Genomic DNA, 20,982 nt, shown 5'->3' on the forward strand with positions numbered 1-20,982 from the left:
GTAGCCGGTTTCTTTGCGGGAGTTTTCTTCTAGGTAAGTGAGCAGCAGGTTTTTTCCTCCATTAGGCTCTCTCCATAAACGGTCGATTCTCCAAATGTATAAAATGCTTCCCACTCAATCCCCTGCAGATCTTTTATCCATGACTTTTCGCTATGGGCATAACAGCAGGTGGTTTTTCCTTCTTCACGTATACTCTCTTTTGCCTCCTTTAAGCGGTTGTACACTTCCTGCAGTTCCTCCCCATTCTCAGCCTGAATCCCGAGGTGTTCCACCCCTGCCACAGGTTTTAAAGAAATAGCAAAATTTACCCGAGGATCTTCCAGCATCCATTTGGCATAATCTTTTTTAAGAACGGTAGGAGCATTCCCAAAAAGAGCGGAATAAAAGGCTACAGAGGGCTCCATGGCCGTAACACTTACATTTACATGAAATCTTTTCATTTCAGTTTCTGTTAATTGGTTTTTTCTTTCCCTATAGACCTGAAGTGATTTAAAAAGACGCAGCATAATGGAAATATTTTTCAATACCTCCAGCGATTGGCTAATGAAACCAACGAAAGCATTACCGGCACTTCAATCAGCACACCCACCACTGTGGCGAGGGAAGCACCGGAATTGAGACCGAAAAGGGCGATGGCAACTGCTACAGCCAACTCAAAGAAATTGCTGGCGCCAATCATCGCAGCCGGGGCGCAAACAGAATGCCGTAAGCCCATATAGCGGCCTGCAAACCAGGAAAGAAAGAAAATGAAATAGGTCTGGATGATAAGAGGGATGGCAATCAACAAAATATCCAGCGGGTTTTCCAATATCTTTTCTCCCTGAAAGGCAAAGAGCAGCAGTAAAGTGGAAAGTAAAGCAATCATTGAAATAGGCTTTAGAGCGGGTAAAAAGGTGGCTTTAAACCAATCATCTCCCTTCCATCGGCTCAGCAGGCGATTGGAAATATAAGCGGCCACAAGCGGAATAACAATAAATACAACCACTGAAGTAATAAGGGTATCGTAAGGGATGTAAATTGCACTGATTCCCAACAACCACTTTACAATGGGAACAAAGGCAACCAATAAAATTAAATCATTTACCGACACCTGAATAAGGGTATAATTGGCATCGCCATCGGTAAGGTAAGACCACACAAAAACCATGGCTGTACATGGAGCAGCCCCCAGCAAAATAGCTCCCGCTATATATTCCTGCGCCCGAACGGGGTCGATCCATGCCTGGTACAGCTGGTCGAAAAACAGCCATGCAAAAAAAGCCATGGTAAAAGGTTTGATTAGCCAATTGACTACCACGGTAAGACTCAATCCTTTCCAGTTATTCTTTACTTTCCGGATAGAAGTGAAATCGATTTGTACCATCATCGGGTATACCATTAGCCAGACCAGGACGGCGACCGGAATATTAACGGTGGCTATATTTAATCCGCTAAGGTAGCTTATTCTTTCACCAGCTATTTCTCCTACCAAAATGCCGGCGACTATACACAGGAAAACCCAAAGGGTAAGATACCTCTCAAAAAAAGGAATTTTCTTTTTACTCATGAAAATGGTTTTCTTTTTTGGTTTTGAAGATTTATAAAGAGGGAAAGATTAATGAGTAGGATTAACTTATTCTATTTTGGATTGCCTTATCCGTTGTGAGCCAGGTAAGTCTCTACCTCCTGAACCGTTTTCCTGGCAGACCGTCCCACTCCAATAAGTGTGGAAGAAGCAAATCCGGTCCAGTTTCCATAACCTACCAGCCAAAGGCCTTTGATGGTTTCTGCCTGTGTTCCGTTTGTCTTTACCTTTCCATTCTCCACGATTCCTAAACTTTCGAGATGAGCAAGAGAAGCCCTGAAACCTGTGCAAAAGACTACCGCGTCAGCGGCAATGCTTTTACCATTTTCCAGTATAACCCCTTCTTCAGTAAAAGCTTTTATGGGAGGATTCCATTTAAGAACACCACGGAAACGAGCCTCTTTTACAGAAGGCACCATTACTATATCACCCAGTGAGGGAGGGGTAAAAGACCTTCCCTCCTGCCTGGCTTTATACATTTCTGTAGCCGCATCAAACAAGGTTCTCCCGTCCACCTCATCAGGTAAAAAGCGTGGAGGTTTTTCCGTTACCCAAAGAGTATGGGCCACACGGCTAAGCTCTGCCAGAATCTGGGTCCCTGAATTTCCGCCTCCCACCACTACTACTTTCTTATTCCTGAATTGCCCGGGTGCCCTGTACTGCGAAGAATGGAGAATTTTACCTTTAAAAGTATCTTTGCCAGGTATTTCAGGAATATACGGGTTGGAGAATGAGCCGGTGGCACTAATTAGGGCCCGGCTCATCCATACTCCTTTATTGGTGTAAAGCTTAATAATTCCCTCCTCTGCCTGTTCTACTTTTTCGATGTGGACGGAGCGTTCTACCGGAATTTTATACTTCTCTTCATAGCCTTTTAAGTATTCGATTGTTTCATTCCTGCCTGGGTAGTAATCTGGCCCTCCCTGCATAAGGGTACCGGGTAAAGAGCTCCATTGGGCAGGACTGAAAAGCTGCAGGGACTCCCAGAAATGTTGCCAGCTGCCTCCTGCTGATTCTTCCTTATCGAGTATTTTGTAGGTGAGTTCACTCCTCCTTAGGTAGTAACCCAGGGCCAGACCGCTCTGTCCTCCGCCTATTACAAGTACATCAAATATATTAGGACCACTCATGTGCTGCAAAACTATTTTTGTGGAAAAAGAGAAAAGACATAGAAAATCTCTCTTCCAATTTGTTCACTTCTTTCGCGATATTTCTCTTCCTCCAGAGGGCTTCCATCAAATTCTTTAGGGTCTTCATAAGGTAAAGAAAAGCGAATGGCAGCACCGGGAATAAAGGGGCAGTTTTGGTCAGCCTCCGTACAGGTCATGACGGCTACAAATTTCTCCTGAGGATTTGGATCGCTATCATAAATTTTGGAATAGGCATGAACAGGAGCTGCACCATCGGCAAAGGAAACCTCATAAAGAGGGTTCTCGCCTCCATTAACTTCCTGTATCTTAAAACCAGCTTCTCTCATGGCATTTACCGCTCTAGTATTGAAAGCGGTTGCCTCTGTTCCTCCCGAAAAGGTAAAGACACCTTGAATCTGGTAGTAATAGGCCGCCACCTGTGCCCACAATTGTGCCATGTGGCTTCGTCTGGAGTTGTGGGTACAGATAAATACCAGCTTTAATGGATGGTCCTCCTTACGCTCCCCTTCCAGACAGTGGTTTAATTTTTGCAGGAGGTCTTTCCTTTCTGAAGGAATTTCCCCAAAGGTGGAGGTGAACTGTTTAGCTTTTTGAGCAATACGATCGTATAACATAATTCCACTAAAAATATTGAGATACAGAGAGTTAAAAATCTTACCTAACAGGTGGGATTTTTAAGGATAGGAGTAGAGAAGAAACCTTCCAGCACCTGTTTGGCTGCCGCCCATTTTACAGGATCGATGCAGTAACATCGCCTAGGACCTTCCACTTCTCCTTTTAGAATACCAATTCGCTTTAATTCTTTTAAATGTTGAGATACAGTAGCCTGAGAAAGAGGAAGTACTTCTACCAGGTCGCCACAGTGACAGCTTTTCTTGTCTAATAAAAACTGTAATATGGCAATGCGGGCAGGATGAGCGAGCGCTTTTGCCAGCTGAGCCAGTTGATTCTGGTCTGCTGAAAAGCCGGATGTTTTAGAAATTCCCATGTTTAATTTTTCCTATCGCAATATTACGATGGAAGTGCGAAATACCCTAGTGGATGCCAGGTAAAAACAAAAAACGATGAGAATGACAGGACAAAAGCTACAAAAAGGAAAACCAGGTTTGCTTATCAGTTTCTGTAACTTTCCTTTTTGGCTATTTTAAGAGGGTTTAAACCAGGAGTTAATCTTGCTTCCGTTTAGAGGACATTCTTCCACTTCCATGGAGACTAAGGAAGTGATTTCTGTGGAAAAGCATGCTGATGATAAACTTTGAGCGAATAATTGATCCTGACAGTAGCTGTTAATCTCCCCTTCAAATGAGGAAGCGTTGCCCGAGCTGGTTAATTCTAGCTGAATGAGAGAAGATGCCTTCTTGATCTGAAGAGACAAAAAAGGGTCTCCTTCGGAGGCTTTACCGAACACAGCATGGAACAGACAATGAGAGAGCACCTTCCGGAAGTCATCTTCCTCCATAGGCAATTCTTCCAGCTCTTTAATGTTACTGCGGAAAGCCAGATTGTACTTTAAGAAGAGAAGCAGAAGATCGTTTTGAAGACAGTTAAGTATCTGTTTCGGTTTTGCTTTAACTTTCATACCAAAACCGGAATTAGTCAATAATTTGGAGAAGCTTTCCGATTCTAAAGTCCAATCCTGTATGAGCTACAATGGTTAACTGGTAATTACCCGGACTGAGTTTTTGCTGCAGGTCCAGTTCACTGGCTGCATGTACACTTGTAATTTCCACTTCTTTGCTTATGATTCGGCGGCCTGTCTGGTCGGTTACATATACCATTGCTTTAAAGCTTTGCTCTACCCCTTTGAAACTTAAGTTTAAGGTTTCGGCATTTCCAACAGGCATGGGGTAAAGTACCAGTTCTGGCTTACCACTTCCTTCGAGATAGATGGAAACAACTCTCGAAATATTTGCTTCTCCATTGTAGTCGATTACCTGGAGGCGGTAGTAAGAAACCCCCTTGTAGGGATTTCTATCAATAAATTTATGATTGGTTTGTGTATTAGAGTAGGAAGCTTCAGTCAAAGCTTCAAAAGTCAATCCATCGAGACTTCTTTCTACTATAAAATAGTCAGTGGTATCATTAAATTTGGTAGCCCAGCTTAGTTGCACTCCCCTGCCTTTAAGATAGGTTGCTTCAATTGACTTTATTTCATTCACATTAAGAGCTGAGTTTTGAGCATACAAAGCGGTAGCAGAAAAGATGAATGCAATCAGTGCCGCAATTCCTGTTTTTTGTATTTCTTTAAAGCTTAGCATAATGTTTCGGATTATTTATGCTAAAGGTAGAAACAGTTAAAGCAGGACGGAATAGAGTAAAAACGTAATTTGTTATTTAGGAAAACTCCCTATGTTGTAGCGGGCACTTAAAAAGAAAAAGTGGTACAGAGGAAGGTACTTTTTTATTTTCTATAACTAAAAATGAATTACAATAGACATTTTCCGATTTCATAGGAATTTTACCTATTTCCTGTTGAACAACATGTAGGTAATAGAAAGTAAATCTAATAATTATAGCAAGCCGCATTACTCATATTTCTATTATTTGATGTTTAATGGCATATTTCACCAATTCCACCGTGCCTTTTAATTCTAGTTTTTCCAGAATATGGGAGCGGTGGGCATCGACAGTTCGAGGACTGATAAATAATTGGTCTGCAATTTCCTTCTTGCTTATTCCAAGGCTGAGCAACTTTACTATTTCCAGCTCTCTTTCAGTAAGCTTTGCTGGTGTAGCCGCTTTCTCTCCCCTTCCCTCTAATGAGTTTTGTTCGTAATATTTTCTAAATACAAGGTCAGATATACTCTTGCTGAAATAGGGAGTTCCGGAAACAGCATTTCGGACAGCACCGGCCAGTTCATTTTTTCTGATATCTTTTAGTACATATCCCTCAGCACCAATTTTAATAATTTCATTTAGGTATTCCTGGGAAACCTCCATCGAAAGAAACATTATTTTTATTTTCGGCAGCTTACCCCTGATTATCCGGGACGCTTCAATCCCATTGATGCCAGGCAAAATAATATCCATCAGGATAATATCGGGCTGAATCAGGTAAGATTTGTTAATAGCTTCTTCCCCATCGGAGGCCTCTCCTACAACTTCAAAATCGGCGCAGCTGGTAAGCATGGTAATTATTCCATCCCGAACCAGATTATGGTCATCTACCACAAGAATTTTTATTTTTTCCATTACAGTTCTTTTTTTTCTGTTAAAGTGGATTCTATCGGAATGTTAACAATGAGGGAGGTGCCTTTCCCTTCTTCTGAGTAAATCTGAAAGCGTCCTCCTAAAAGCTTTACCCGCTCTTCCATATTTTTTAAACCATTTCCATCTGCACCTTCTTCTAAAATACCTTTTCCGTTATCTTCCACCTTTAATTCAATAAAATTTCTTCCCTGGAAAACCTGAAGATGCGCTTCAGAAGCCTGGGCGTGTTTAATTATATTTTGGGTAGCTTCCTGTGCCACCCGGTATAAAGCATTAACAATTTTATGATTGATTTCCTGCTCTCCCCCTATGTACCGGAATTTTAGGTCAATGGCTGTTAATCGCTTCACCTGATCACACATTTGTCTCAGGGAGCTTTCGAGCCCCATGGTAGCCACACTGCGGGGAGCCAGGTTTTTGGAGATGGATCGGGCTTCTTCTAGTGCCTGTTCCAGCATTCCTTCTAAATATTGTAATTTAAAATGGTTTTCCTCCTCAATAAGGGGCTCAAGGCTTACCAGCTTATATTTAATAGCTATCAGCATTTGTCCAATTCCGTCATGGATATCTCTGGCCACTCGTTTGCGCTCTTCCTGTTGTCCTTCTTTTCGAGCTTCCTCTGCCAACTGGCGAGTGGTAACATCATTTAGCAAAATAAGAATGGAATTAAGCTGGTTATCCTCTCCGCTTATACCGGACATAAAAACTTCGCAGTGGACAACAGTCCTTTTCCGTGTCCATAGTTTTACATTATTATTCTTATAACTGAAACTGGTTTGTTTGATTTTCTGGTCAAGCCCCTGAGAACCCTGCTCTTCTCCTTCCGGAAAAATGGGAAGGGTCAATAGCTTTTTCCCTACCACTTCGGCCGCTTCCCAGCCAAAAATCACCTCCGCACGTTTTGACCAGTGGCTTACTTCAAGTTCGCTATTAAGTTGAATGATGGCCAGCGGAGAATTTTCCAAATGCAGGCTGAGTATTTGGTTAGCTCTATGCAGTTGTTCTTCTGTTTGGCGTTGTTGAGTTATATCCTGTACAGTGCATACAACATGGATCACCCTTCCTGCTTCATCCACTTTTGGCTTTCCATTTATTTTTATATATTTCCGCTTTCCACTAGCTAAAACCACTCCATGGCTCATGGCAGCTTCTGTTAAAATCCCTTCCCGTAATTGCTGAAGGAGAGAAAGTAGTTCTCTTTTTTCTTCTTCATCCTGTATAAAAGAAAGATAAACATCCAGCGTTTGCTGGTTCTGCCCCAAAGGCAACTCCAGTATCTGCAGGAGGCCATCTGACCAGCGGGTTTTATTATCGTTAGAATTAATGAGGTAACTTCCGAGCAGGGCCATACTTTGCGCTTCAGAGAGTTGCTCCTTATGGACCAGTATGTCTTGGATATTCTTTTTTTCTTCTGAAATATCCCTGAAGATTACCTGAACGGCATGTTTTCCTGAATAAGGAAAAGGGTGATAAGTAGCTTGTACCAAAGTTTCTGAACCATCCAAGCAAATCAGCCTATGCTCAAATGGGTCAGTTTGTTCATTTGCCAAAATATCTTCCAAATCTTTTTCTACCCTATCACTATTAAGGCTAGAGACAAAGCTAAGGGGGGAACGCCCAAGAATCTGCCTTTCGTTTTCTGCCTTTAATAATTGTGTGGCTTTCGGGTTAACAAAAAGGATTTCCTCTGTAGTGAAAACAACAATAGGAAGTGGAGCATTCTTAATAAGATTGATGTACCGTTTTTCTGCATCATTTAAATCTTTTCCCAAATTGTATTGCTCCGTTTCTGGACGAATCATTATCAGGCCTCCCATAACCTGTTGCTGGTTATCATAAACCGGGGTGAAGGTAGCCGAGAAATAACTCATGCGGCCAGTAATAGGAAAGAAGAGAGATTGCTTTTGCAGAGAGAATTCCCCCCCTTCCAACACTTTTCGGCAGGTAGCCTCAAATTCGGTTTTAAGAAGAAAAGGGAAAGTTTCCATCGCTTTCTTACCCAAACACTCTTTTTTCCTATATCCGCTCATTTTTTCCATTGCCGGATTAAAGAGGGTACATCGAAGTTCATGGTCGAACATTAGTACACCATCATTGCAGTTTTCCAGTACAAAATCTGAAACTTTGGATACTTCCAGGCTCATAAACAGCTTTTTAACTCTACATGAAGGTAAGGAAGAATACGGTGCCTGCTACTTTTATTTAGGAATTTATCTTACATAGGTAGGCTCGCAAAAACAGGGACTCACTTTTTAAAAACTGTAAAGCTCTGAAAAGCAGATTGATGGGGTGGAGTGTTTGAAAATTAGAAGATGAGTTACCAGTTTCCTACCACTTTAAGATTAAAAAAACGGCTAGAAAGGGTATTCGGTACCGCATACTGGTTGTTATTAAAATCACTGATCCAGGTGTAGGAGATAATATTGTTGTTCCCGAGGAGGTTGAGGATCTCCAGTCCCAGCCACAGGTTATCGAGGCCCAAGGTGGATATATTGGCTATTTTAGAGAAACCGATATCTACCCGCCGGTAGGAACGTGAGCGTAGCAAATTCCTGTATTCGATGTTTTGTGGAGGGCCAAAAGGCAGGCCTGTTCCATATAATAGTTTTAGGTATACCCGGAGGCTGGGGTCGTTAGGGATATGGTCCTGAAAGAAAATTCCAAGATTAACTAACTGATCAGAAGGTCGGGCTATGTAGCCTTTGGTGGCGCCAGGTATATCTTCTTCAGTTTTCAGCAACCCAAGGCTAAACCAGGATTCAGCCCCTCGAACAAACTCGCCACTCAACCGCAAGTCAGCCCCAGTTGCATAAGCCTCACTTTCATTATTGGCAAAATAACGGATTCGTACATTTTCTACACTATAGGCATTTACATCCCAGAGCTTTTTATAATAAACCTCAGACACAAAATTAAAAACCCTGTCCCACATCCGAAAATTTAAATCGCTACCGGCGATGAGGTGCATAGATTGCTGAGCCAGCACACCAGCTACAATCCCGCCCTTCCTGTCCCTGTACTCACGATAAAGTGGTGGCTGATGATACAAACCGGCAGCAGCTGTAAAAACAATGTCCATTAGCCAGTCTGGCCGGTAGCTGTACTGAGCCCGGGGACTTAGCAGCCACTGCTGGTTCAGGTCGAAATAATGCAGGCGAAGGCCATAGTGGAGGGTATGATTTCCCAACCCAAAGCTGCTGGTATTTTGTACATAAGCTTCCAGCCGCTGGTTTTGCAGGGTAATATCGTTAGAGATGAGTCGATCCGTTTTAATTTTTACAAAATCAGCAGAATCTGCAAACTCCCACTCCCGCAGGCGATCGTCGATATTCTCAAGACTGTACTGCAGCCCAAACTCCAGTAGCTGCCCCGGTGCGAAGCGCCATTCATTCCGGCTTTGCAGGTTTAGAATTCTGGCCTTAAAGCTGTTACGGATATTGAGGTAGTCGGTTCCTACTCCTAAAACGCGGAGGCATTCATTATAGGTGTCTGAACTGGGGTTCTTATCAATATTACAGAGATAATATCCCCCCTCTACTTCCACATATTCCCGTTCAGTGGTGTAGAGATAGGAGGCAATCCAGCTGGTTTTGAGGTGGCGATTCCAGCGGGTACTTAGCTTCACCGCATTTTGCCACATATCGTAATTTAATAGTTCTCTCCCTTCGAAGCCAACATTTAGCTGGAAAGCCTGCTGAAGCGTGCCAAAGCTGGTCTGGCGGCTCTGGGGCTCCACTAGGTAGCGGTTACGGGCATAGCTGAGCAGGAGGTCAAGAGATGTATTCTCACTGATACGATAAGTAAGGAAGGACTGCAAATCGGTAAAGCGGGGAAGGTATTCTCCTTCAGTATCAAGTGTATTGAGCAGGTATTGGGCGCTTTTATGGCGTACTCCTGCAAGGTAGGTAAACCTTCCATCTTCTGAAGCACCTTCTATATGAGCGGCACCACCCAGTAAGCCTGCCGTTACCGTTGCTGCAACAGAATCAGGCTCTTTATACCTGATGCTGAGAACTGAAGATAGCTTATCGCCCCATTTTGCCTGCCAACCGCCAGATGAAAAGTGCAATTGTTCCACCAAAGCCGGATTAACAAAGCTTAAGCCTTCCTGCTGCCCTGCCCTTACCAGAAAAGGCCTGTAAATGGGAATTTCATTTACATACACCAGGTTTTCATCGAAATTCCCTCCCCGCACTGAATAAGCCGAGGATAGTTCATTGTTTTGCCTGACCCCAGGTAGGGTAGCCAGGGTGGCACTGATATCCCCAAAGGGGGACGTGAGATGAGTTATTTGTTTAGGTTCAATCCGGCTGATGCTGCTTTGATCCCGAAGGACCTCTGCCCTGTTTTCGTTTACCGCTACTTCGTCCAGATATTGAGTTTGCGGCTCCAGCGGCACCGCCAAGAAGAGGCTTTGCCCTGGTTTCAAGGCTATCTTTTTTTCAAAGGTACGGTAGCCAACAAAGGAAATTTTAAGCAGAAAACTATCCGTGGCAGGAACAGTGAGGCTAAAGAAACCCTCCTTATTGGTAGTGGTACTTTTTTGTAGAGAAGGGATAGTAACAGAAGCCCCTTCCAGTACCTGTTGCCCTTCCCCGCTTACCTTTCCCTGCACCACTCCCTCCTGCGCCTTTGCTAAGCCGCAGTAAAATAAAGTTAGGAACAGAAGGAAGATACTTTTCTTGCGCAAGCTTACACGTTTTTTTCGTCGGTGGTTTGTTTTAGTCCGGCAATTGTCTGTAGTGGATTCTCAGCATTAAAAACAAAGCTTCCGGCTACCAGCACATCTGCTCCGCTAGCCATCAATTTTCCGGCATTGGCGGTGCTTACCCCTCCATCAATTTCAATGAGGGTTTGTGCACCTTTTGCCTGAATGATATCTCGCAGCTCCCGCACCTTGTGGTAGGTATTTTCGATGAACTTTTGCCCCCCGAAGCCTGGATTAACGGACATTACACAAACCAAATCAATTTCATTTATCACATCGCTTAATAAACCCACAGGGGTATGCGGATTAATGGCTACACCAGTCTTACAGCCGAGCTCCTTTATTTGCTGAAGGGTTCGGTGCAAATGTTGGCAGGCTTCGTAATGGACAGAAATAATTTCAGCCCCAGCTTTTTTAAAGGCCTCAAGGTATTTCTCCGGGCGTTCTATCATCAGGTGCACATCCAGGGGCTTTTGAGCATATCGATGGATGGCTTCTGTAACAGGTATCCCAAAGGAGATATTAGGAACGAAGGCACCGTCCATGATATCAACATGTATCCAGTCGGCTTCGCTTTGGTTAAGCATTTCAACTTCTTTTTGCAGGTTGGCAAAATCAGCTGCCAGTATAGATGGGGCAATAATAGGTTTCATCTTTCAAAGATAACAGAAAATGGGAGCTAATTAACCTCTTTAAAGGTTTCCTGAGTCTCAGTATTTGATAATTTTATGGACTGTAAAACTGGACCCGTTGTAAATATGCAAAAAATACAAACCGGCAGAAAGAGCTGGCAGTTGCATTTTAAGAATTCCCGCATGCTGAGAAGCTTCCAATAACATTCCTCCCGCTATTTGCTGGCCGGAAACTGTAAATAAACTTGCCTCCACCGGTAAACCGGAAATTCGGTTAGTTTTAATATTCAGATGGCTTTGGCCGGACACCGGGTTAGGATAGACCATCAGCTCTTCTTCTTCCGGAAATGATTGCACCGGCAGAATTACCGACTGCAACCTGGAGAAATTAGGCACCCCATAGCCTGCAGATTCATCGGGATTCCTTGCCTGGCTTCCCGATTCAAGGATGACTTCCCGTAATTCCAGGTTGGTTAACTCAGGATAAGCCTGCCAAACTGCTGCTGCCAGTCCTGCAATTTGTGGAGCGGCAAAAGAAGTGCCATTGCCCGTTGTAAACCCACCGGCCTGATCTGCTACAATGGTCTGTACCCCCAGGGCCACCACATCGGGTTTAATACGTCCGTCGGCAGAGGGGCCAACGGAGCTAAAGCTGGCTACTTCTCCCTGTGGGGTAGTGGCTCCAACAGCCAGAATGTTAATGGCATCTGCAGGTGTGGTAATATACCGCCACGGGTCATTTCCTGAATTTCCGGCGCTGCTCACAACCAGTATTCCTTTTTGAGTGGCAATAGAGGCGGCAAGGCCGGCCACCGTTGTCACCCCATCCAGCTCCTCGTAGGTATGATTCATAGTTGAATCATCGAAAATGCTGTAGCCTAAAGAAGAAGTAATAATATCGGCACCGGCACTATCGGCCCATTCGGCGGCAAATAGCCAGTTATATTCTTCCACCATGTATTCAGTGGCTACTTCCTCCGTTACAGCCAGCATAAAGGAAGCAAGGGGGGCTGTACCTATAAACGCTGCCGAATCAATGGCGGCAATGGTAGAAAGGGCTTTTGTGCCATGGGCACTGTAGCGGAAAACATCTTCCGTTGCGGTGGTATAATCGTAGGTAGCCAGGAGCAGTTCTTCCTCAAATAAATGGCTAAAGTAGGGTAACCTATTAGTTGCCGTAAATCCTCCATCAAAGACGGCAATAATTTTTCCCTGACCTGTATACCCTGCCTCCTGCAGTTCAGGAATGCCCAGAAGGGTATTTTGCTGATTCTCCGGAGGTGTTTTCTTCTGGTTTTTAAAAGAAACCTGCCATCTTCCCTTTATCAAATCGGAAGTGGGGGCTACATATACCACCTCTTCTACCATGGGCAATGATTTAATGTCAGGAATCACCGTATCTTCTGCCTCTACCAGAATGGCATTAAACCAGCGCGACTGGTAAAAAACAGTGGCACCTGTGGAGGCAACCGCTTCTATATAGGCCTGGCTTACCGGCAGGTCATCGGGAGAAATGGTGATTTGCTGAGCTGCCCTGCGAGCTAAAGCACGGGGCGAAAGAAACTCTTCTGGTCTGTCGAGGGAGTAGGAATTATTTTCTTTATCTCTGAAGTAAACAACATAACGGTCAACCTCCTGCGCTGCTAAGGCAGAGGAAAAAAGAAGCGTAAAAACAATTAAAAAATAGCGCATGTTTATTCCTTTCCAAAGGCGATTAATTTCATTTCTTCAAAAACACCTGTTGTAATGAGCCCCTGGCCAATACAATCGGCAGTGGCACAGTAGTTAAATATCTTCCTGATTCGGTAAACAGGCCCGGTTTGCAAGGCAAACACTTCCTGCTGCACATCCTGCCGAACAATGGTGTCCGGTATATTTTGCTGCAAAACCGTTAAAGTTTGTTCATAAAGGCTGTCGAGCACTAAAAAAGGCTGGTGTACATTGACCATCCTAAAGCTATCAGCCTCCGCGGAATTTAAAATATTGCTGTTCCAGGTTTTTCCTTCATTTACCGGAAAAACCAGCTTTACAATCGCTTTGTTATTGCTTAATTCAATAAGTTGTCGGGTATTAAGCCTGATGTGCTGGATCGAGTCGAGCTTCCATCTTTGCCCGGCATCCTTGCGATGGAGGTTATGGATTACAAAGGTGGAATCACCTTCCTGGTTCAGGTAGGCACTTTCTACCAGTTGTTTTAGTTCAAAGCGGGAGGTGTCGTTTTCTCCGACAAAATTATAATTGATGCGGTAAACATCAAAAATACGATACTGCCCGGGAGACAGAGGATAATAGTCATAACCGGTACGGGCATTATCGGGCATAATACTTACCTGCTCGCACGCGGCCATAAAAGCCAGTGCAAGCAGGAAAAGTAAAAACCTTTTATTAAGGCTGAAGCATGGCTTCATATTTTTGTTGTTCTTGTCTGAAACTTTTCGAGATCCATCCTCCCCCAATCACATCATCCCCTTCGTAAAAGACAGCTGCCTGTCCTGGAGCAATAGCATGAACTCCCTTTCCGAAGAATACCTTCATGGTATCGCCGGCCTGTTCGATGACGGCCGGAGAGCCTGCATCATTATACCTCACTTTGGTGATGGTATCCAGGCGATTGCCTCCCAAATCGGCATATTTGCCCATTACCAGCTGGTTCACATACATTCCGTCGCGGCTCAGCTCATCGAAGGTTCCTAGTACTACCTCATTTGCCTCAGGGCGAATTTCAATAACATACACCGGGTAACCCAATGCCACGCCAAGACCTTTTCGCTGGCCAACGGTAAAGAAAGGATAACCTTCATGCTGGCCTACCACGGTTCCATCTTCCAGCACAAAATTGCCGCCTTTTACCGATTCCTGTAGTCCGTCAACACGCCGTTTTAAGAAACCGCGGTAGTCATTATCAGGCACAAAGCATATTTCGTAAGATTCTGACTTTGTTACCAGTTCAATAAAGCCACGTTCTTTCGCCATTTCCCTAATTTCCGTCTTTTTCAGCTTACCGAGTGGAAAAAGGGTACGGCTCAGACTCTCCTGCGAAACACCCCATAAGGCATAGGACTGGTCTTTATTAATATCTAATCCACGGCTAATCACAAAGCGGCCATTCTCTTTACGCACATTGGCATAATGTCCGGTGGCAATATAGTCACACCCTAACCTGTCGGCCCTGCGAAGCAGCGCATCCCATTTAATATGCGTATTACATAATACACAGGGGTTGGGCGTACGGCCTGCCATGTATTCATTAGTAAAATGGTCGATTACATAATCTCCAAACTCATTTCGAATGTCCAGGATGTAATGCGGAAACCCCAGGCTAACGGCTATGTTGCGTGCATCGTTAATGGAGTCAAGGCTGCAACAGCCTGTTTCTTTTTTAGAAGAACCTGAGGAAGCATAATCCCAGGTTTTCATGGTCATTCCTATTACTTCATAACCTTGTTCGTGAAGTAATACGGCGGCTAATGAACTATCTATACCGCCACTCATTGCTACTAATACTCTTCCTTTTTTGCTCATGTTCTCGTGATTTCACAGGGTTCAAAGCCCGGCTTACACATTTATTTAACTGTAATAATACAAAAAGGAAGAAACAATCATTCGTTTCTTCCTGTAAATATTGCTGTTATGGAATAAAAACGTCAGGAAATAGATTCTCTTACCTTTTGGGTGTATTCCCGCAAAGCTGTTTTAAATTCTTTTCCTTCCTTATCCATTTGGTCCTTAATATAAATAGCTGCAATTACATGGGTTAACTGCTCACCTACGTCCTCTCCTTCCACCTCGATAAGTGTACAGCATTCCCGGTCAATAATCTCTTCTTCAACTGCTATTAAGTCGTCCATGGAGGCGTTTTCCACTAACTTTTTAATTGCTGGTATCTTCATTTTAAAGCTTTTCTAATAATTCCACAAATGCTTCTTCTTTATTAGTAGCCACCCCTTCTTTCAGCTCACCATTTTCAAAAATGGCAAAATAAGGAAGACTGGTTACGCCGGCCGCTTTCCTGGCTTCTGGGTTTTTTTCAGCATTAACATCCAGGAAGGCCACTCCTTCATACTTTTCATCGTTCGATATCCTTTTGTACTTAGGGGCAAACAAACGACAGCTACCACACCAGTCGGCATAATATTTAACAACAACCTTCTGGTTGTTTTTCAAGCTTGATTGGAATTCGTTATCAGTTATCTGTTCTACGGCCATAGTTTTAAAAGTTTTTTTGCAAATATAAGGTTGGAACATAAATTTAGCTATCTCTTCAGGGTAAAAGTAGGTACTTCCCTTCTGCCATACTTTAAACACCTTAACTGGCGGATAGTTTCCTCAGGCCTTTTGTTCCGGTAAAGATGAGGTGCGGGAGGATGAAGTTCTCTTCAGCAATACTTTCCTGTGCTGAAAGATTCGCATACATGGGCTGGTTAAAAAGCAGTCTTTTTAGCATCTTTGTGGCCTAAACTGAATAGAAGAGGACATGGCCTTACAGACTTTTGTAAAAGTAAGCAAAGTAAATAACCTGAGTGATGCCCGTTACTGTGCAGGTATGGGGGTGGATGTGATAGGATTTAACCTTGTTCCCGGCACTCCTCACCACATGAACCCGGAGCGTTTTAAAGAAATTACAGAATGGCTTTCAGGAGTGGCTTTTGCCGGAGAATTTGAAGGATTGGGGACAGAAGAAATTCAGCAAATCTCCTCCTCTTATTCTCTTCAGTATATTCAAATTACTGATGCGAACCTTATTCCTTCTCTTGCTGAACTGGGAATTCCGCTCATTCTCAAAATTAAGCTCGATGAAAATCCCGCAATAGCTTCCATTGAGCAGCTTTTAAAGGAAAATAGAGGAAAGGTAAGTTACTTTTTACTTGAAAGCGAGCAGGATGCTTACCAGCAGGATTTACTCGATAAAATTTTAGCCCTCGCAGAGACTTATCCTATTCTTTTAGGCTACGGCCTTCATCCTGGAAACGCACAGGATATCATAGAGCGCTCTTCCATCAGGGGAATCGCATTAATGGGTGAGGAAGAAATAAGAGCAGGCTATAAAGATTTTGAGAAACTTGCCGATATGCTGGAAGTACTCGAAATGGATGAATTTGATAACTAAGGTCTCTCTTACGCAGTAATACTATCCTTTTATGTTCAAGCGATCTGAGCATTATAACTACGTCTATTTCATTTTCCTGCTTGCCACAGCCGCTTTGCTGCCCCACTGGGCTTTTCATTTGCCTGTGGCTTCTTCCGTGGAAAAGGAAATAATAACGGTTGCAGGTGCAATGGCAGCCTCCGGTTCCTGGACGCTCCCTTCCTCTGCTTTTCTCCCGGGCTCGCTCCTTCCCTACTGGCTGGCCACAGCCGGGCATTTGCTCCTTCCCGAAGGCTTTTTAGGCTATCGTATGTTCTTCATCCTTATTAGCCTTTGCGGCCTTTTTAGCTGGTATTATTTTATGCGGGATCACCTGGGTCATCAGGTCGGAGCCTTTTGTATAGGTATATTTATTGCCTGCTTACCCTTGTCTTCTTCCTTTTTTCAGGCCAATCCATTTAGCCTGGCTACTATTTTCATTGCTACCTCTCTTTTTTCCTTTTATGCCTATTTAAAGAAAAGGGAGAGTTATAATTTATGGATATTGTATGGAAGCCTGGCGCTTGGGACCCTTTCTACCAGTCCTTTGCTTCTCCTGCTTCCCCTACTCATTATCATCATCTACCTGATGTTCAAAATAAAGATGACGGGGAAGATGATGGCTACCATTAGAGCAGGAAGAGGAATGCTCGCAGTTTTTCTGATTATTCTTCCCTGCTACCTTCTGGCTTTGCCGAAAAAAGAAGTGGATATGGTTCAAAACCTTTTCCTCGCTACTTCGCCTACTATGGCCTTTGCTGCAGGAGAGGCTTTTTATTTGCCACTCCTCTTTCTTTTGGGGTTGCTCTTACCTTTTGCGGGATTTTTGCCTAAAGCTTTCGCCATAGCCTGGAAATGGAAAGTTAAAAAAGATCTGCTCATGCTGATTTGCCTGGCCCTGCTCACCATTCTTTTATGGTATATGCTGTCAGAAGAGGTGCTCCTGTACCAACTGTTACCGGCGACACCTTATGCAGTAATGGCCACTGGCTTTCTTTTTAGTCAGCAGACCGGAAGAAGCTGGAAGAAAATGGGAATAAATTTTGGAAGCGCCTGCCTCCTTATAATCTCTTTGGCTGTTGTAGCAGGACTTTTATTTTACCTTCCCGAAGGACTGGAGAATAACTGGTTCCTGTGGGTGGGCTGCGTGGCCCTTTTGCTTGGTTTAGGAAGCTGCTTTTTCCTCTGGAGCAGAAAGCAAACAGATCTGGGCCTGTTCATTCTCTGCTTTAGCTTTTTCCTCTTCAATGCCTGCCTGATGGAAGCCATGCGATATCAACCACAGATTTTCATGGAAGCTACAGGTCTTTTTTAGACCTTTACCTTTTTCAAAACGGCAGAAAAGAAGGTATCAGCTCTTCAGCATTTCGCAGCGAAGGTAGTTAATCTTTTTGCCTTCTTTTAGCCAGCGCTTTTCATATGTTGTCTGAATACCAAAGTGCTCTTCCAGAAGTGGACTTTGGTATAGGTCAGTAGTTTGAGTCAGGTTTCTGATGGGGAAAGATTGCAGCATTTCCATGGTAAAGTCAAAGAATGGCAGGTCATCGGTCTTCAGGTGAAAAATTCCCCCATCCTTTAATATTTTCTGGTACATTTTCAGGTAACGGCTGTGGGTAAGCCTTCTGCGTATATCCTTGTCCCTTGGTCGGGGGTCCGGGAAGGTTATCCATAGCTCGCTTAGCTCATTCTCAGCGAAAAAATTCTCTATCAGGAGAATTTGAGTGCGTAGAAAGGCTACATTCCGTAATTGTTCCTCCTCCGCGGTGGTGCTCCCGTACCAGATCCGGGATCCCTTTATATCTACTCCAATAAAATTCCGGTCCGGGAATCGACGGGCCAGGCCAATTGTATAGTCTCCTTTACCACAGGCCAGTTCTACTGTAATGGGTTGGTCTTTTTCAAAATATCGCTCGTTCCAGCAGCCCTTAATTTGCTCATAAAGTTCTTTTCCCGGCTCAATAATATTCTCTCGTGCCGCATTGTCGGCAAATCTTTTTATTTTGTTCCTCACAATTATAGGTCTTCGATTTCGGCTACGACAAAAGTGGAGCCTGTAATTAAAATTAAATCCTGTGCCTGGGCCTGCTGGTGCGCTTCCTTCAAAGCCTGGTTTACATCAGGAATAATTTTTCCTTCCAGCCCCATTCTACTGGCTTGCTGCTCTAAAGATTCTGCAGCTAGGGCTCTTGGAATATTTGCCTGGCAAAAATAGTAAAAAGCATCTTTAGGGAGCAAACAAAGCACCGTTTGTATATCTTTATCATTAACGGTCCCGATAATGATGTGCAATTTCCGGTAATTTTGTTGCCGGAGCTGCTCCAACAACTGTAATATACCATCTGGATTATGACTGACATCTGCCACAATCATTGGCTCCTGCCCCAATACCTGCCACCGTCCTTTCAACCCTGTATTGGCGACTATTTGCGCCAATCCAGTTTTAATGGTGGAAGAAGCAATTTTTGAATATCCTTTCTCCTGTAATATTTCCAGCGATTTAAAAACACCCGGAAGATTCCTGATAAAATAGGCTGCCTTTATATCTGGCCGGAGGTTATCCATAAAAAGCGTCTCTTCTTTCCAAACCTGCCATTTCCCTGCTCCCTCCTCTTTAAGCTGGTAATGTTCACCTGCAAAATGCAATGGAGCCTGCAGTTCACTAGCCTTTTTGAGATAAACTGGGGTCGTTTCTTCCTGCTTCTGGCCTATTACAACAGGGATTCCTTTTTTAATGATACCCGCTTTTTCACCGGCAATTTCCGCAAGCGTATTCCCTAGCATAGCCATATGGTCAAGCCCAATATTGGTAATTAGGCTCACTTCCGGAATTATAACATTAGTGCTATCGAGCCTGCCACCCATACCCACTTCGATTACCGCCACGTCCACTTCTTCACTGGCAAAATAATCAAAGGCAAGCGCCACAGTTAGTTCGAAAAAAGAAGGCTTTACCGTTTCAATCAGGTGTTTATGTTCGGCGACCCATGCTACAATAAAGGTTTCAGCAATTTCCTGTCCATTTATCCTGATTCGCTCCGTAAAATTTTTAAGATGTGGCGAAGTGTAGAGCCCTGTTTTATAACCCGACTCCTGAAGAACAGAGGCTATTGCATGAGCGGAACTTCCTTTTCCGTTTGTGCCGGCAACATGGACGCTCCGGAATTTTTTTTCCGGTTTATCGAGTGCTTCGCAAAGGCGGATGGTATTGGATAGGTCTTTTTTAAAGGCAGACTGCCCGATGCGTTGGTACATCGGGAGCATCCCATAGAGATAGTCCAGGGTTTGCTGGTAATTCATTGGAAGAATTAACGCGATTTAATGATAAAAGTAACCGTACCGGAGGTTGTGGCTGCACGGGAAGCATTGCCATTGGTAGGGCTAAAAGTAGTTCTTAAAAGTTGCTCTTTATAAAACTGAGCTACTTTGGGACTGACTGTAGACGTTTTGGTCGTTACACTGATGACATAGCCCTGATCATCGATGGTAAAATTAAATACCACCTGCCCATTTTCATTTGACTGGTCCTTTCTATCCGGCCGCTCATCCCATGTCCAGCCGGATATGTTTAGCTGAGGTCCTCCCTGGCCACCTCCCGGTTCACCATACAAGGCACGTGAATCAAGTGTTCCCTGCTCGTTGCCCTGGTCCCCAACGGCTCCTTCCCGATCTCCCTGGTTGGCCTGAGTGGTTTGGGTGTTGTTTTCGTCAGATGGAAAAAGGGCAGGCTTAGTGGTTTCCTTCTTTGGTTCTTCTTTCTTTGGTTCTTCGACAGGCTGAGGTTTTTTTACCGTTTTTTTTGCGACTTCTTCTTTGGTTACAGGACTTGGTGCGGGCTGAGAAACCACTTCGGCCGGCGTTTCTGCTTCAACTATTTCCTGCACCTCAGGTTCTACCGGTATTTCTTCCACAACAGGCTCTTCTATGGGCTGAGATTTGGGGGCAACCGGTTCTATTACCTCCTCTACTTCCTCACTTTGACTGGCCGGAGTTACAGGCTGCTCGGTACCAGAGCCAGCATCGGCAAGGCCAAAATTCAGTTCAATTCCATATTCAGGTAAAGGAGGATCAGGAGCTCTCCAGGCGAGAATAAAGAAAAATAAAAGCAAAAGGATAGCATGTAACCCTACAGTTACTGCTAATCCAACCTTTTTGTCTTTTTCTTCCTGTGTAGCCATTATAAATTTTACGTTCTACCGTTCGGCGGGTTGAGTGGCAATGGAAACTTTAGCATTTAGAGCCGTAGCAATGCCTGCCGCCTCTACAAAAAACTCTGTGGGCACACTTTTATCCACATGCAGCACTACTACACCCTCGCCTTCTCCATTTGCCAGCTCCTGCTTTAATACAGATTCAAGTGCATTCCGGCTGATTTCCTTGTTGTTTACCAGAAATTCAAGATCTTCGGTAATGGTTACGCTTACCTTCTGCATGACTATCTCTGATTTTTTGCTCGAAGGTAAATTGACGTTCAGCCCTGAAGGAGTAATAAAGGAAGAAGTAAGCATAAAAAAGATCAGTAACAGAAATATAATATCTGTCATGGAGGACATGCTAAATGCCGGATCTATTTTATTTTTTGAGGTTAAGGCCAT

23 protein-coding genes are annotated in these 20,982 nt (G+C 43.9%); 2 read left to right on the top strand and 21 right to left on the bottom strand.

Translation table 11 applies throughout. The features are described from left to right. Window positions 1-29 precede the first annotated feature (29 nt). The 17 genes from F752_RS23960 to F752_RS26250 all read right to left on the bottom strand — a co-directional run bounded on the left by F752_RS23960 (window position 30) and on the right by F752_RS26250 (window position 15,709). Complete coding sequence (locus F752_RS23960) at window positions 30-440, bottom strand: ArsI/CadI family heavy metal resistance metalloenzyme (RefSeq protein ID WP_051049895.1); 411 nt, start codon at window positions 438-440, stop codon at window positions 30-32. Window positions 441-520: 80 nt separating this feature from the next. Continuing rightward, a complete protein-coding gene (gene arsB / locus F752_RS0111720; protein WP_017731936.1) occupies window positions 521-1,546 on the bottom strand; it encodes an ACR3 family arsenite efflux transporter in 1,026 nt (341 codons plus the stop codon). An 86-nt stretch (window positions 1,547-1,632) separates the two neighbouring features. Beyond that, the gene (locus F752_RS0111725) at window positions 1,633-2,694 is read right to left on the bottom strand and encodes an ArsO family NAD(P)H-dependent flavin-containing monooxygenase (RefSeq protein ID WP_017731937.1); all 1,062 of its coding nucleotides are present in this window, start codon (window positions 2,692-2,694) and stop codon (window positions 1,633-1,635) included. A gap of 11 nt (window positions 2,695-2,705) precedes the next feature. Then, window positions 2,706-3,329: a low molecular weight phosphatase family protein gene (locus tag F752_RS0111730; protein WP_017731938.1), complete on the bottom strand. Its 624-nt coding sequence runs from the start codon at window positions 3,327-3,329 to the stop codon at window positions 2,706-2,708. A gap of 44 nt (window positions 3,330-3,373) precedes the next feature. Beyond that, window positions 3,374-3,703 carry an ArsR/SmtB family transcription factor gene (locus F752_RS0111735; protein WP_017731939.1) on the bottom strand — a complete coding sequence of 110 codons (330 nt, stop codon included), beginning with the start codon at window positions 3,701-3,703 and terminating at the stop codon, window positions 3,374-3,376. Between the two features lie 156 nt (window positions 3,704-3,859). Continuing rightward, entirely contained in the window at window positions 3,860-4,294 is a 435-nt protein-coding gene (locus tag F752_RS0111740; RefSeq protein WP_017731940.1) for a hypothetical protein, read from the bottom strand. Window positions 4,295-4,307: 13 nt separating this feature from the next. Further along, window positions 4,308-4,973, bottom strand: coding sequence for a hypothetical protein (locus F752_RS0111745; protein ID WP_017731941.1), 666 nt, complete (start codon window positions 4,971-4,973; stop codon window positions 4,308-4,310). Window positions 4,974-5,244: 271 nt separating this feature from the next. After that, entirely contained in the window at window positions 5,245-5,907 is a 663-nt protein-coding gene (locus tag F752_RS0111750; protein WP_017731942.1) for a response regulator, read from the bottom strand. Further along, the gene (locus F752_RS0111755; RefSeq protein WP_017731943.1) at window positions 5,907-8,069 is read right to left on the bottom strand and encodes a sensor histidine kinase; all 2,163 of its coding nucleotides are present in this window, start codon (window positions 8,067-8,069) and stop codon (window positions 5,907-5,909) included. Before F752_RS0111755 ends, F752_RS0111750 begins: the two co-directional genes overlap by 1 nt. 173 nt (window positions 8,070-8,242) lie before the next feature. Continuing rightward, window positions 8,243-10,615 carry a TonB-dependent receptor gene (locus tag F752_RS0111760; RefSeq protein WP_017731944.1) on the bottom strand — a complete coding sequence of 791 codons (2,373 nt, stop codon included), beginning with the start codon at window positions 10,613-10,615 and terminating at the stop codon, window positions 8,243-8,245. Window positions 10,616-10,617: 2 nt separating this feature from the next. Further along, on the bottom strand, window positions 10,618-11,286 hold the full coding sequence (rpe, locus tag F752_RS0111765; RefSeq protein ID WP_017731945.1) for a ribulose-phosphate 3-epimerase: 669 nt from the start codon (window positions 11,284-11,286) through the stop codon (window positions 10,618-10,620). Window positions 11,287-11,343: 57 nt separating this feature from the next. Further along, the gene (locus tag F752_RS0111770) at window positions 11,344-12,957 is read right to left on the bottom strand and encodes a S8 family serine peptidase (RefSeq protein ID WP_017731946.1); all 1,614 of its coding nucleotides are present in this window, start codon (window positions 12,955-12,957) and stop codon (window positions 11,344-11,346) included. Window positions 12,958-12,959: 2 nt separating this feature from the next. Then, window positions 12,960-13,613 (bottom strand): hypothetical protein, encoded by a 654-nt coding sequence (locus F752_RS0111775; RefSeq protein ID WP_152425115.1) that lies wholly within the window; start codon window positions 13,611-13,613, stop codon window positions 12,960-12,962. Window positions 13,614-13,650: 37 nt separating this feature from the next. Beyond that, the gene (gene mnmA / locus F752_RS0111780; RefSeq protein ID WP_017731948.1) at window positions 13,651-14,787 is read right to left on the bottom strand and encodes a tRNA 2-thiouridine(34) synthase MnmA; all 1,137 of its coding nucleotides are present in this window, start codon (window positions 14,785-14,787) and stop codon (window positions 13,651-13,653) included. A 122-nt stretch (window positions 14,788-14,909) separates the two neighbouring features. Next, window positions 14,910-15,155 (bottom strand): DUF6952 family protein, encoded by a 246-nt coding sequence (locus F752_RS0111785; RefSeq protein ID WP_017731949.1) that lies wholly within the window; start codon window positions 15,153-15,155, stop codon window positions 14,910-14,912. 1 nt (window position 15,156) lies between these two features. Next, window positions 15,157-15,510: a thioredoxin family protein gene (locus tag F752_RS0111790; RefSeq protein ID WP_316928875.1), complete on the bottom strand. Its 354-nt coding sequence runs from the start codon at window positions 15,508-15,510 to the stop codon at window positions 15,157-15,159. Between the two features lie 61 nt (window positions 15,511-15,571). Beyond that, window positions 15,572-15,709, bottom strand: coding sequence for a hypothetical protein (locus tag F752_RS26250; protein WP_017731951.1), 138 nt, complete (start codon window positions 15,707-15,709; stop codon window positions 15,572-15,574). A 30-nt stretch (window positions 15,710-15,739) separates the two neighbouring features. Here F752_RS26250 and trpF point away from each other — a divergent pair, with 30 nt between their 5' ends. After that, a complete protein-coding gene (trpF, locus tag F752_RS0111800; protein WP_017731952.1) occupies window positions 15,740-16,372 on the top strand; it encodes a phosphoribosylanthranilate isomerase in 633 nt (210 codons plus the stop codon). 31 nt (window positions 16,373-16,403) lie between these two features. Continuing rightward, complete coding sequence (locus F752_RS0111805; RefSeq protein ID WP_017731953.1) at window positions 16,404-17,705, top strand: glycosyltransferase family 39 protein; 1,302 nt, start codon at window positions 16,404-16,406, stop codon at window positions 17,703-17,705. 36 nt (window positions 17,706-17,741) lie between these two features. Here the strand turns inward: F752_RS0111805 and trmB are convergent, their stop codons facing one another. The 4 genes from trmB to F752_RS0111825 are packed head-to-tail and all read right to left on the bottom strand — an operon-like array spanning window position 17,742 to window position 20,982. Beyond that, the gene (gene trmB / locus F752_RS0111810; protein WP_017731954.1) at window positions 17,742-18,401 is read right to left on the bottom strand and encodes a tRNA (guanosine(46)-N7)-methyltransferase TrmB; all 660 of its coding nucleotides are present in this window, start codon (window positions 18,399-18,401) and stop codon (window positions 17,742-17,744) included. Window positions 18,402-18,403: 2 nt separating this feature from the next. Beyond that, window positions 18,404-19,687: a bifunctional folylpolyglutamate synthase/dihydrofolate synthase gene (locus F752_RS0111815; RefSeq protein ID WP_017731955.1), complete on the bottom strand. Its 1,284-nt coding sequence runs from the start codon at window positions 19,685-19,687 to the stop codon at window positions 18,404-18,406. Between the two features lie 8 nt (window positions 19,688-19,695). Beyond that, the gene (locus F752_RS25365) at window positions 19,696-20,565 is read right to left on the bottom strand and encodes a hypothetical protein (protein WP_017731956.1); all 870 of its coding nucleotides are present in this window, start codon (window positions 20,563-20,565) and stop codon (window positions 19,696-19,698) included. A gap of 15 nt (window positions 20,566-20,580) precedes the next feature. Further along, window positions 20,581-20,982 carry an ExbD/TolR family protein gene (locus tag F752_RS0111825; RefSeq protein ID WP_017731957.1) on the bottom strand — a complete coding sequence of 134 codons (402 nt, stop codon included), beginning with the start codon at window positions 20,980-20,982 and terminating at the stop codon, window positions 20,581-20,583.

It is taken from the genome of Nafulsella turpanensis ZLM-10 (assembly GCF_000346615.1).
GTDB classification, from domain to species: Bacteria; Bacteroidota; Bacteroidia; order Cytophagales; family Cyclobacteriaceae; genus Nafulsella; species Nafulsella turpanensis.

What these genes read in the sequence shown, in the direction of transcription:
- F752_RS23960 (WP_051049895.1), bottom strand. Translation starts at nt 440, where the DNA reads ATGAAAAGATTTCATGTAAATGTAAGTGTTACGGCCATGGAGCCCTCT.
- arsB (WP_017731936.1), bottom strand. Translation starts at nt 1,546, where the DNA reads ATGAGTAAAAAGAAAATTCCTTTTTTTGAGAGGTATCTTACCCTTTGG.
- F752_RS0111725 (WP_017731937.1), bottom strand. Translation starts at nt 2,694, where the DNA reads ATGAGTGGTCCTAATATATTTGATGTACTTGTAATAGGCGGAGGACAG.
- F752_RS0111730 (WP_017731938.1), bottom strand. Translation starts at nt 3,329, where the DNA reads ATGTTATACGATCGTATTGCTCAAAAAGCTAAACAGTTCACCTCCACC.
- F752_RS0111735 (WP_017731939.1), bottom strand. Translation starts at nt 3,703, where the DNA reads ATGGGAATTTCTAAAACATCCGGCTTTTCAGCAGACCAGAATCAACTG.
- F752_RS0111740 (WP_017731940.1), bottom strand. Translation starts at nt 4,294, where the DNA reads ATGAAAGTTAAAGCAAAACCGAAACAGATACTTAACTGTCTTCAAAAC.
- F752_RS0111745 (WP_017731941.1), bottom strand. Translation starts at nt 4,973, where the DNA reads ATGCTAAGCTTTAAAGAAATACAAAAAACAGGAATTGCGGCACTGATT.
- F752_RS0111750 (WP_017731942.1), bottom strand. Translation starts at nt 5,907, where the DNA reads ATGGAAAAAATAAAAATTCTTGTGGTAGATGACCATAATCTGGTTCGG.
- F752_RS0111755 (WP_017731943.1), bottom strand. Translation starts at nt 8,069, where the DNA reads ATGAGCCTGGAAGTATCCAAAGTTTCAGATTTTGTACTGGAAAACTGC.
- rpe (WP_017731945.1), bottom strand. Translation starts at nt 11,286, where the DNA reads ATGAAACCTATTATTGCCCCATCTATACTGGCAGCTGATTTTGCCAAC.
- F752_RS0111770 (WP_017731946.1), bottom strand. Translation starts at nt 12,957, where the DNA reads ATGCGCTATTTTTTAATTGTTTTTACGCTTCTTTTTTCCTCTGCCTTA.
- F752_RS0111775 (WP_152425115.1), bottom strand. Translation starts at nt 13,613, where the DNA reads ATGGCCGCGTGCGAGCAGGTAAGTATTATGCCCGATAATGCCCGTACC.
- mnmA (WP_017731948.1), bottom strand. Translation starts at nt 14,787, where the DNA reads ATGAGCAAAAAAGGAAGAGTATTAGTAGCAATGAGTGGCGGTATAGAT.
- F752_RS0111785 (WP_017731949.1), bottom strand. Translation starts at nt 15,155, where the DNA reads ATGAAGATACCAGCAATTAAAAAGTTAGTGGAAAACGCCTCCATGGAC.
- F752_RS0111790 (WP_316928875.1), bottom strand. Translation starts at nt 15,510, where the DNA reads ATGTTCCAACCTTATATTTGCAAAAAAACTTTTAAAACTATGGCCGTA.
- F752_RS26250 (WP_017731951.1), bottom strand. Translation starts at nt 15,709, where the DNA reads ATGCTAAAAAGACTGCTTTTTAACCAGCCCATGTATGCGAATCTTTCA.
- trpF (WP_017731952.1), top strand. Translation starts at nt 15,740, where the DNA reads ATGGCCTTACAGACTTTTGTAAAAGTAAGCAAAGTAAATAACCTGAGT.
- F752_RS0111805 (WP_017731953.1), top strand. Translation starts at nt 16,404, where the DNA reads ATGTTCAAGCGATCTGAGCATTATAACTACGTCTATTTCATTTTCCTG.
- F752_RS0111815 (WP_017731955.1), bottom strand. Translation starts at nt 19,687, where the DNA reads ATGAATTACCAGCAAACCCTGGACTATCTCTATGGGATGCTCCCGATG.
- F752_RS25365 (WP_017731956.1), bottom strand. Translation starts at nt 20,565, where the DNA reads ATGGCTACACAGGAAGAAAAAGACAAAAAGGTTGGATTAGCAGTAACT.
- F752_RS0111825 (WP_017731957.1), bottom strand. Translation starts at nt 20,982, where the DNA reads ATGGCCTTAACCTCAAAAAATAAAATAGATCCGGCATTTAGCATGTCC.